This is a genomic window from Bradyrhizobium sp. (assembly GCF_049512235.1).
Taxonomy (GTDB): domain Bacteria; phylum Pseudomonadota; class Alphaproteobacteria; order Rhizobiales; family Xanthobacteraceae; genus Bradyrhizobium.
On the sequence record NZ_JBEKXH010000239.1, the window covers coordinates 1 to 10,126 of the forward strand.

8 protein-coding genes are annotated in these 10,126 nt (G+C 59.9%); 3 read left to right on the plus strand and 5 right to left on the minus strand.

Features of this window, described 5'->3' with window-relative positions; genetic code table 11:
* Window positions 1-1,061 (minus strand): sensor histidine kinase (locus ABSG20_RS20985; protein ID WP_423866428.1); only part of this gene is annotated, 1,061 nt, incomplete at its 3' end.
* Between the two features lie 217 nt (window positions 1,062-1,278).
* Between ABSG20_RS20985 and ABSG20_RS20990 the strand changes: the two genes are divergently transcribed.
* Together ABSG20_RS20990 and ABSG20_RS20995 are read left to right on the plus strand one after the other, a co-directional pair.
* Entirely contained in the window at window positions 1,279-2,745 is a 1,467-nt protein-coding gene (locus ABSG20_RS20990) for a sensor histidine kinase (RefSeq protein ID WP_423866429.1), read from the plus strand.
* Complete coding sequence (locus ABSG20_RS20995; protein ID WP_423866430.1) at window positions 2,738-3,127, plus strand: response regulator; 390 nt, start codon at window positions 2,738-2,740, stop codon at window positions 3,125-3,127. Before ABSG20_RS20990 ends, ABSG20_RS20995 begins: the two co-directional genes overlap by 8 nt.
* Before the next feature lie 193 nt (window positions 3,128-3,320).
* On the opposite strand, the gene ABSG20_RS21000 is transcribed toward ABSG20_RS20995, so the two are convergent.
* The gene (locus ABSG20_RS21000; protein WP_423866431.1) at window positions 3,321-4,118 is read right to left on the minus strand and encodes an outer membrane protein; all 798 of its coding nucleotides are present in this window, start codon (window positions 4,116-4,118) and stop codon (window positions 3,321-3,323) included.
* An 834-nt stretch (window positions 4,119-4,952) separates the two neighbouring features.
* Here ABSG20_RS21000 and ABSG20_RS21005 point away from each other — a divergent pair.
* Entirely contained in the window at window positions 4,953-6,107 is a 1,155-nt protein-coding gene (locus ABSG20_RS21005) for an aminotransferase class I/II-fold pyridoxal phosphate-dependent enzyme (RefSeq protein ID WP_423866432.1), read from the plus strand.
* Between the two features lie 56 nt (window positions 6,108-6,163).
* Here the strand turns inward: ABSG20_RS21005 and serA are convergent, their stop codons facing one another.
* The 3 genes from serA to ABSG20_RS21020 all read right to left on the minus strand — a co-directional run bounded on the left by serA (window position 6,164) and on the right by ABSG20_RS21020 (window position 10,074).
* Window positions 6,164-7,408, minus strand: a complete 1,245-nt coding sequence (gene serA / locus ABSG20_RS21010; protein ID WP_423866435.1) for a phosphoglycerate dehydrogenase — start codon at window positions 7,406-7,408, stop codon at window positions 6,164-6,166.
* A gap of 366 nt (window positions 7,409-7,774) precedes the next feature.
* A complete protein-coding gene (locus tag ABSG20_RS21015; RefSeq protein ID WP_423866433.1) occupies window positions 7,775-9,433 on the minus strand; it encodes a thiamine pyrophosphate-binding protein in 1,659 nt (552 codons plus the stop codon).
* Between the two features lie 149 nt (window positions 9,434-9,582).
* Complete coding sequence (locus ABSG20_RS21020; protein ID WP_423866434.1) at window positions 9,583-10,074, minus strand: GFA family protein; 492 nt, start codon at window positions 10,072-10,074, stop codon at window positions 9,583-9,585.
* Window positions 10,075-10,126: the final 52 nt, after the last annotated feature.

Genomic DNA, 10,126 nt, shown 5'->3' on the forward strand with positions numbered 1-10,126 from the left:
GCGTTGCTCATCAGATTCAGAGCCGCCTGTCGCAATTTGGTTTGATCGGTCGTGACGATCCCGAGGTTGTCGGGGCACTTGACCACCAGCCGGTTGCCGTTCTCAACCACCATCGGTTGAACATTAGCAATGACCTCTTGAACCATCTCGTTGAGGTCGAATTCTTCGATCTTCAATTCGATCAGATTGGATTCGATTTTCGACAGATCCAGCACGTCGGTCACCAGCGACAGAAGGTGTTTTCCGGCCGCATTGATACGCTCAAGGTCAAGCTTCTTGCGACCGTTTCCGCCATCCGCATCGACGCCTTCCAGGAGAATTTCACTGAAGCCGATCACGGCGTTGAGAGGCGTCCGCAATTCATGGCTCATTTTGGCGAGGAAGATCGATTTTGCGCGACTGGCTACATCCGCCATGTCCTTGGCCTGACGCAGGCGGATTGCGGTTTCGCGATGCCTTTCCGCTTCACGCTCGAGATCGGATCGCATCGTAATCATGTTGGCATAATAGATCGCCATCCACGACATATAGATCGTCGCGGACAGAATGGAGATCCATCCAACCGTCGAAAGCTCCTGCTGCGAAACCAGCTCGGGAAATCCCCATCGGAGGTAAGCGAGGCAGAAACCGAGAATGTTGACGGTGAACAATCCAACGACGAGAATCGGACGCTCGGACAAATAGAAGAAGCCGAGCAGCAGGCTGATAATCAGCCACGGCAGGAACGGCGAGCTTACTCCACCGTAATAATACGCTCCAAACAGCGAGGTGAAGGCAAGTAGTTCTACGGAGAGGAGCGCCGACAGATGCAGACTGGCAGTCAGCTTGAAAACGAACGGCAGCGTCCAGAACAACCATGTGCAAATGATCACCGTCCAGCAGGCAACGCCCGGATGCGGATCGCTGAGATAGAGAAACAAGGCGATCGATTGCGACAGCAAAGGACCGAAGATGTGCGTGAAGACAAAATTCTGCGCGAGGCCCCGCTCCGAACGCTCGGCCTTCGCCGCGGCCGGGATAAACCAATCGATTAATGCGACAAGGTGATTCCAGATCAGCACTGCGCGCGCCCCTAATGGCTTCTGTCGAAGTGCAACCTAGCCTAAGCGGCTTTATGAATGGTTTAGGCGGCGGTTACGCCAATTTAACGCGACATTAAGCTGAACCCGAAAACCTGTAGTCGGGGCAGCATCGTGCGATGCCCGCCGCGCGGTGTTGCAAGGACGGACCATGGCGGGCAGATCGATCAAGGTGCACACAGAAGGCGACGTGAATTCCATGAAAGCCAAACTTGCAAAAATAATTGCGTCCCTCGATCGCCTTGTGAACTACTTCGTTCCGCCGGAGATCGCCGCCGACCGCGACGCGCGAAACCGGGCGCACGTCTTTCTGGTCAGCCATATTCTTGGACCGTTCATCGGAAACGTCGTCCCGATAGCGCTCTATGTTCTTGATCCGGCGCCGGGATATCAGGTTGCGGTGCTGGCCCTCTCGATCTCGGCATTCTGGATCTTCCCGTTCGTGCTGCGGGCCGGCGCGCCTTACAATCCGCTCGCGCTGGTCTCGGTCCAGAATCTGACATTCTGTATCCTCTGGAGCTGCTACTTCTACGGTGGAGTGACCTCCCCGACGTTGCCCTGGGTGCTCGTCATTCCGCTGCTCGCGTTCTTCTACCTGGGTTCGTCCAAATCGCTTCGGCTGATCGTGATGATCATGTTCGCTGCGAACCTGGCAATCTTCAGCAGCCTTTATTTGTTTGGTTACCCGCCGACCAACGATCTGCCGGTTGCGGCAATGCAGGGCCTGGGACTGGTCTCGACCATCGCCGCGTCGATCTACGTTGCGATGATGGCGCTCTACTACGCCAAGATCCAGGCGTCGCAGAGCGAGCTGGAAAGCGAAATGCGCCAGCACATGTCGACCGCGGCCGAGCTACGCCTGGCCGCCGAGGAAGCGGAGCGGGCCGGCGCGGCCAAGGCCGAATTCCTCGCCAAGATGAGCCATGAGTTGCGAACGCCCCTCAACGCCGTGATCGGATACAGCCAAATCCTGCTTGAAGACGCCGAAGATGAAGGCGACGACCAAAGCATCGCGGATCTGAACAAGATACTCGGCGCCGGCCAGCACTTGCTCAAGCTCGTTAACGAAGTGCTTGACCTGTCGAAAATCGAGGCGGGCAAGATGGAGCTGGACATGGAAGAGACCGATCTCGCCCAATTGTTCCATGATATCGTCGGCGCCGCGATCCCCGCCGCCAAGACCAACGGAAACGAGATTTACTGCACCATCCCGCCTGATCTGGGAACGGCCCTCTGTGACGCCGGCAAGTTCCGCAATATGGCCGGCCAGTTGCTCGATAACGCGGCAAAGTTCACGCACAACGGCAAGGTCGGGTTTATTGCGGAGCGCCAGCAGGATGGAGCGGATGACGATCTCGTGATCCACGTCACCGACACCGGTATCGGCATCGCATCGCATCAGATCGTCAAGCTGTTCGAAAAATTCACCGTCGCCGACGACTCCAGTACCAGCAAATACGGCGGCACCGGACTGGGATTGGCGCTCAGCCAGAAATTCTGCAAGCTGATGGGCGGGGAGATCTTCGTCGAGAGCGAACTCGGCAAAGGAAGCCGCTTTACGATCCGGATGCCGCTACTCACGGGCCGGCGCAAGGGCGATGCTTTCGGCTCCGCGACGCTCGTCCCTGCAGCCTCCGAATCGATCGGGGAAGCGGCCCGTGCATAAAATCCTGCTTGTCGAAGACAATGAGATCAACCGGGATATGCTGACGCGGCGCCTGCAGCGTCATGGTTTCTCGGTATGCTGTGCCCGCGACGGCGCCGGCGGCGTTGCCATGGCCGCGAGCGAGATGCCGGATCTGATCCTGATGGATGTCGCGCTCGGAGAAATGGATGGCTGGGAAGCAACCCAGCTGATCAAGGCTAATCCCGCCACATCAGCAATCCCGATCGTTGCGTTGACCGCCCATGCGCTGGCGAGCGATCGCGACAAGAGCGTCGAGGTCGGATGTTCCGATTTCGATACCAAGCCGGTCGACATGCAGCGGTTGCTCGGCAAAATCCGGGCAAGCCTCAGTCGTGCCGAAGGTGAAACGTCCGCCGCCTGACCACCGTCAGGACGATATCGTCAGATGACCGGATTCATTTGCCCAGAGACCGAAGGCGCGTCGCCGTGGGATGCGAGCTTGCGCGGCCGTCCTTGGTGTGGGCCAACCTTCGAGACGCGCCGCTTGGGCGATCCTCCCCGAGGATGAGGTCCGGGGAGGATGCCGATATGACAGGACCTTCGGATATGCGGTACTAGTATTTGGCGACGACCGGGCCGCCCCAGTTGAACTTATAGTTCACGCCTGCGTTCACTGTCTGGGTTGTCAGCTTGATCGCGTTGAAATCGGCCACCGTACCGGCAGCGCCAAAGCCGGGAAGCAACCCGGTGGATAGGAAATTGACATTCCTGGTTCCGAAATTGATGTAGTTATACTCGCCAAACACCGACCACCCCGGCGCGAACATCCATTCGAGACCGCTACCGACCGTATAGCCAGTCATTGTGAAATTTGCCGTTTCACCGGCTATTCCACCCAGAGCAGGCGCCACGCCCGCACCGCTCGCAGCTGCCCATGCTGCACCACCCTTCGCATACGCGAGCACCGACGGCGTAATCAGGTAGCCGACACGGCCAGTCAGGGTCTCGATATTCTTTACGCTGAACTGGGCAGTGATGCCCGGGAACGCCGCTATCGCGTTGGAGGAGTTGATGGTCCCGAACTCAGCCTGCCCCTGGATACCAACGACCCACTGCGGAGCGAACTGATAGTCGCAGCCAGTTTGGCCGCCACCGACAACGCTGCTGCCCTCGTTGCTTCCGTAGGGGATAGCCGGAGCTACCTCCCCCGTAGTGAAACGATCCCAGCCGCCGCCAACATTACCGCCGACGTAGCATCCGGTCCAAGAGACGGGAAGAGGACTATAGATCGGCGCCTTGGTGTAGGGCCGAGCGGATGGATCAGCCGCTGACGCGGCGCCAGCACCCAGCGCCGCGCTGAACGCAACAGCAGACGAGACCATAAATCTTGAACAGATCATAAAAAGCCCCATAGCATTGATCTCAATGAACGCGACCTGGATTCGGCGGAATTGTCCGACCTTACCAACTCACAGGTTAACGGCAGGTTTACCATAAACTGCGTCAGGCCCCGGAGGGCAAACGACCTCAACATCAGTGGCGTTGGCGCTGCTGCGTCGCGCGCAAGCGTATCAATGAAATAGAAATCAGCCGCATTCTTGTCAAACTCAAGAAGGTGAAACTGAAGCCGTGGCTCAGTCAATCGCTTGCGCTCGGTAAAGATCACGGCGTTCCGCGCAAGCATCGACCAAATTCGCCGCCCGCGGAAAGAACGCACGTCGAATGATTTCTGTCAGTGCAGCGGCGTCAGTAACGTTTGGCATCAAGGGGCGGCGGCATAGCGGCAGCACCGTAAGAACTGCAGCGTGCATATGCGCTACAAGCGCAGAGGATGCATCCATAACAGCGCGAGCGGCCAATCAATCGCCTAACTCACCGCCGGTCCATGCTGGTCGAGTTCGAGTTAATGAGCCGGGAACCAAAGAGCAAAACGAGCCGACGCGACATCCAGAAGCCGAGCAACGTGAGATCGAAACCTACCAGTTGTTAATTCGGCCCGGTCAAACGTTATCCCAGACGACAACAAGTTTATCAAAAACACTGTACAGGGGACAGCGATGTCAAACACTATGAGCGCCTATATACCGCCTGCCGCATTGACTGGCAGCATGAGAGACTTCCGCGTACCTGGTGGAGCGGACCTCCTCGGGCGCACCGAAGGTTTTTTCAAATGGCAGAACCTGCGTCGCCAGAATGGTCTGTGGCCGTTTTCTCGCGCGACCGAAGACGGACCGAACACGGTTTGCTTGGCCCAGGACGATAGCGGCAACAAGATGCGCGGCGTCAATTTTGCCTCGCAGGATTATCTCAGCCTGTCGTCACATTCCGCCATCAAGGAAACCGCCAAGCAAACGATCGAACGCTGCGGCGTGCACAGCGCAGGATCGCCGGCGCTGCTCGGCAACACGTCCTATTCGCTCGCGCTCGAGCGCAAGATCGCCGACTTTCTGGAAATGCAGGATGTCGTGCTGTATCCGACCGGCTGGGCAGCAGGCTTCGGCGTGATCAAGGGCCTGGTGCGATCGGCCGACCATGTCGTGATGGACATGCTGTCGCATTCCTGTCTCCAGGAGGGGGCCAATGCCGCCACCAGCAACGTTCACCTGTTCCGCCACCTCGATAACGAATATTGCCGGAATATCCTGACCAAGATCCGGGCCAAGGACAACGAGAACGGCATACTGGTCGTTACCGAGGGCCTGTTCTCGATGGACTCGGATACCCCGGATCTGGCTGCGCTTCAGGCGCTCTGCCACGAGTTCAACGCGACCCTTGTCGTCGACGTTGCGCACGATCTTGGCAACCTTGGCCGCGACGGCCGCGGCCACATCGGCATGCAGGACATGCTGGGCAAGATCGATATCGTCATGGGCAGTTTCTCCAAGACGTTTGCGTCAAACGGCGGCTTCGTTGCCTGCAAGAGCCGCGCCGTCAAGGAATACCTGCGTTTCTATAGCGCGCCCGCAACCTTCTCGAATTCGTTATCGCCGGCGCAGGCGGCAACTGTTCTGAAGGCGTTCGAGGTCGTGGAATCGGTTGAAGGACGCGTGCTGCGTCTGGAATTGATGACGAACGTGCTGGCCCTTCGTGATCAGCTGCGTGAAGCCGGCCTGGAATATTACGGCGATCCTTCCGCGATCGTTTGCGTCAAGATGGGAACCGAGGGCGTCGCCCGTCTCGTCAGCAGGCGCTTGCCCGAACTTGGTCTGGTCGCCAATCTGGTCGAATTCCCGGCGGTGCCGAAAGGAGCCGCGCGGATACGGATGCAGGTGATGGCCAATCACTCGGAGCAAAACGTCGCCGATGCCGTTCGCATCCTCAAGACCGCGAAGGCGGAAGCCGAACTGGAATACGAAGCACATCAGCAGCCCAGCCAGCCCGCGCAGCGCGACGCCGCCTGAAGGGGTACAACGATCCGCCCAAGGGTAGCTGCCTTTGGGCGGGCCTGTGCAGCCCGTCAGTGCTCGTACACGAGTCTCGCCCTGATGGTGCCGTCAAGGGAGCGAATATCGTCAAGAAGTTCGCGACTGCTGTGACCGGTCATATCCGCATCGAGCACGACGTAACCGACCTCGCTGTCGGTCTCCAGATACTGCGCAATGATATTGATATCGCGCTGCAGGAATACTTCATTGAAGCGCCGGAGCATTCCAGGGACGTTGCGGTGGACATGGCTGAACCGCGCGCCGAGCGGACGCGTCTGCAGCTGCACCTGCGGGAAATTTACGGCGCCCATCGTCGAGCCGTTGTTGGAATAGTCGAGCATCTTGCGGGCCACTTCCCTGCCGATCCGGTCTTGCGCCTGTTCGGTCGAACCTCCGATATGAGGGGTAAGTATCACATTCTTCAAGCCCTGCAGCGGACTTTGAAAGCGATCGGAATTCGAAGACGGTTCGAGCGGAAAGACATCGAGTGCGGCTCCCGCCAGATGACCCTCGCCAAGCGCCTTCGCCAGGGCATCGATATCGACGACCGTACCGCGGCTGTTGTTGATCAGATACGAGCCCTGTTTCATCAAACGGAGTTCAGTTTCTCCGATCATGCAGTAAGTGTTCGGCGTCTCCGGAACATGCAGGCTGACGATATCGCTCTGCCCCAGAAGATCCTTGAGGTTCTCGACGGGCTCGGTGTTGCCGTGGCGAAGCTTGTCGGTTTGATCGAAGTAAATTACCTTCATGCCCATTGCTTCCGCAAGCGTCGAGAGCTGCGATCCGATATTGCCGTAGCCGACAATTCCCAGGGTACGGCCCCGCACCTCGTGGCTGTCGGTCGCGGATTTATCCCATCCCCCTTCATGGGCCGCCGCCGATCGGGGAAGAATGCGGCGAAGCAGCATGACGATTTCGCCGATGACCAGCTCCGCCACGCTGCGGGTGTTCGAGAATGGCGCGTTGAAAACCGGAATACCGCGCTGACGCGCAGCGTTCAGATCGACCTGGTTGGTTCCGACGCTGAAGCATCCCACGGCGGCCAGACGGTCCGCCCCGGAAAGGATATCACGGGTAAGCTGCGTTCGAGAGCGAATGCCGAGGAGGTCTACGCCCATAACAGCCTGTAGCAGCGCATCCGCATCGAGCGCCTTGGGCAAGCGCTCAATATCCGAAATGCCCGAGTTGACGAACAATTCGACGGCGCTGTCGTTCACTCCCTCAAGAAGGAGCAGCTTAACCCTTTCTTTGACGGCTGGAATATTAGCTGGCATATCGTCTCCGCTGGAAACATGAAAGAGGATAAAGCTGGCAGCGGCCAAGATTCCGCCCTGAAGGTCGGGGAAAGTCAGAGCGGCCAGCGCAGCGCAGCTTTTGGGCAAGGCTCCAAAAGCGACTATCCGACGCGCGTGATGACCACCTTGCCATCGGCGGCTTAAATCGCTGTTAAATATCTTCCCCGTAAGACTACGCCGTCGAAAACGGAAAATTGCCGGCGATGCAGTGCTGTAATGCTGTAGGGTGGGCGAAGCAAACGGATCGCGCGAATGCGCGGGCCGTTGGCGTGCCCATCATTTTCGAGCAGGAGGTGGGCACGGCGCAAGGGCGCCTTTGCCCACCCTGCATAACTACGCTCGCCACTATAGCGAACCGTCGACCATGACCTCGATCAGTTTCGTGCCGGGTCGGCTGAACGCCGACGACAGCGCGGACCTCAACTCGCCGGGGTCGCTGATCCGCATCGCTTCCAGCCCGAGCGACTTTGCCAGACCGGCAAAATCCACCTTGGGGTCGATAAAATCCATGCCGACATAATGATCGTCGCCGTGAAAGGCGAGCAACCTTTGCTTGATGATGCGGTAGCCGCCGTTGTTGACGATCACCACCGTGAGCGGCAGCTCGTGATGCGCCGCGGTCCACAGCGCCTGGATCGAATACATCGCGCTGCCATCGCCGGAAAAACACACCACCGGCCGGTCGGGATTGGCCAGGCTGACGCCGACGGAAGCCGGCAGGCCCCAGCCGATGCCGCCCGAGGCCAGCGCATGATAACCGTAGCGGTCGCGATGCGGCCGCAGCGCCAGTATCTGCCGCGAGGATGTCAGTCCCTCGTCGACCAGGATAGCATGGTCCGGCATCGCCTCGACCACCTGCAGCGCGAGATAATCCGGATCGATCGGCGAGCGATCGCGGGCTTTGGAAATCTGCTCGATCACGGTCGCGCGCCGCGCCGTCCAGTTTTTCGAGGCCAGCGCCGCGATGCCCCGGCCGGCCTGGGCCTCGAGCGCGGCGCCGCCGGCGGCCTTCAGCGCCGGGATCAGCACCCGCAAACTTTCCTTGACGTCGGCCTTGATCGCGATCTCGGCGCCGTAATTCTTGGCGAGATCCCATTCGACCAGCCCGATCTGCAGGATCGGCAGCCCCGCAGGCAACGGATCGACCTCGCTGTGCACCGACATCCGCAAGGGATCGGCGCCGAGCACGATCATCAGATCGAAAGCAGATAATACCTCGCGGACATGCGTCTGCAGCCGCGACAGCGCGCCCATGAAGCACGGGCTTTCGGACAGGAAATGCGCGCCGTAAGGCGCCGATTGCTGAAAAGCGGGAGCGCCGAGTGTCGCGGCCAGCAGGGCCGCTTCCTGCAGCGCATCGCTTTTGACGATCTCGTCGCCGGCGATGATGACCGGGCGCTCGGCTTTCAGGATGCGCGCCGTCAGCGCCTGCAAGGCCTCGTCGGAGGGTCTTACCCGGGTATCGATGCGGGTCGAACGTCCCAACTCGATGCCGGCTTCGGCATTGAGGATATCGCCGGGCAGCGAGATGAATACCGGCCCGGTCGGCGGCGTGGTCGCGATCTTGGCGGCGCGGCGCACGATCCGCGGCAGGTCCTCCAGCCGCGTCACCTCGATGGCCCATTTCACCAGCGGCTCGGCCATCCGCACCAGCGGGCCATACAACAGCGGCTCGGTCAGGCCGTGACCCTGCTCCTGCTGGCCGGCGGTGAGGATCATCGGCGTGCCGGTAAAGCTCGCATTGTAAAGCGAGCCCATGGCATTGCCGAGCCCGGGCGCGACATGGACATTGCAGGCGACGAGCCGGCCCGAGGCGCGGCTGAAACCGTCGGCGATGGCCACCACGAGACTCTCCTGCATCGCCATCACATAAGTGAGATCGGGATGGTCCTTCAGCGCATGCATGATCGGCAGTTCGGTGGTGCCGGGATTGCCGAACAGATGCGTGATGCCCTCATCCTTGAGCAAAGCGAGGAACGCCGAGCGCCCGGTGATGCGATTCATGAATATCCTCCCCTCCCCGCGGCCGTTGCCGTCGAGATCTCTGCATCATGGCTGATCCACCATGGTACGATCAAGGAAGCGCGATCATGGCTGCAATGCGCGGACCGCGGCGAAGCGGACCAGACATCGCGAACGGCCGGTTTGCGGGCTCAAAACATGCCGTCATGATTGACGCGCTTGTTCTTCTTCGAACGCTGCCAGACCACGCCGGGAAAACCTTTCAGCGGCACCAGGGGCTCGCCGGTATAGGCCCATTCCTGCAATTCCTCGATTGCGACGTGATAGAGCGGCTTTCTTCCGGTGCGCCCCGAAAACAGCGCGCGCGGGATGTTCACCATATGCGGCGAGCGCGCGCGCTCGTAAATCAGCGGCGTGCCGCAGCGCGCGCAGAAGCTGCGCACGGTCTTTGTCGTCTCGTCCGCGTAGCGCGCGATCTCCGCCTCTCCCTTGGTGATGCGGAAACGCTTGCGCCAGCTTCCGACATAGGTCGCATAAACAGCGCCGTGCGCGCGCCGGCTCGACTTTGAATGATCGTGCCAGGCCCAGCGCGCGGGCACATCGATCTCGAAGCCGACGCTGCCACACAGGCATCGACCCTCGGCGGGTTTTCCGGCTGCTACCGCTTTTGGCTTTGGTGTCACGGGCGCGCTCCAGGCTTTCCGTCATTCCGGGGCGCGAAGCGAACCCGGAACC

Bases quoted from the DNA above. Each gene is read 5' to 3' on its own strand.
- ABSG20_RS21015 (WP_423866433.1), bottom strand. From the start codon at position 9,433: ATGAATCGCATCACCGGGCGCTCGGCGTTCCTCGCTTTGCTCAAGGAT.
- ABSG20_RS21000 (WP_423866431.1), bottom strand. From the start codon at position 4,118: ATGGGGCTTTTTATGATCTGTTCAAGATTTATGGTCTCGTCTGCTGTT.
- ABSG20_RS20990 (WP_423866429.1), top strand. From the start codon at position 1,279: ATGAAAGCCAAACTTGCAAAAATAATTGCGTCCCTCGATCGCCTTGTG.
- serA (WP_423866435.1), bottom strand. From the start codon at position 7,408: ATGCCAGCTAATATTCCAGCCGTCAAAGAAAGGGTTAAGCTGCTCCTT.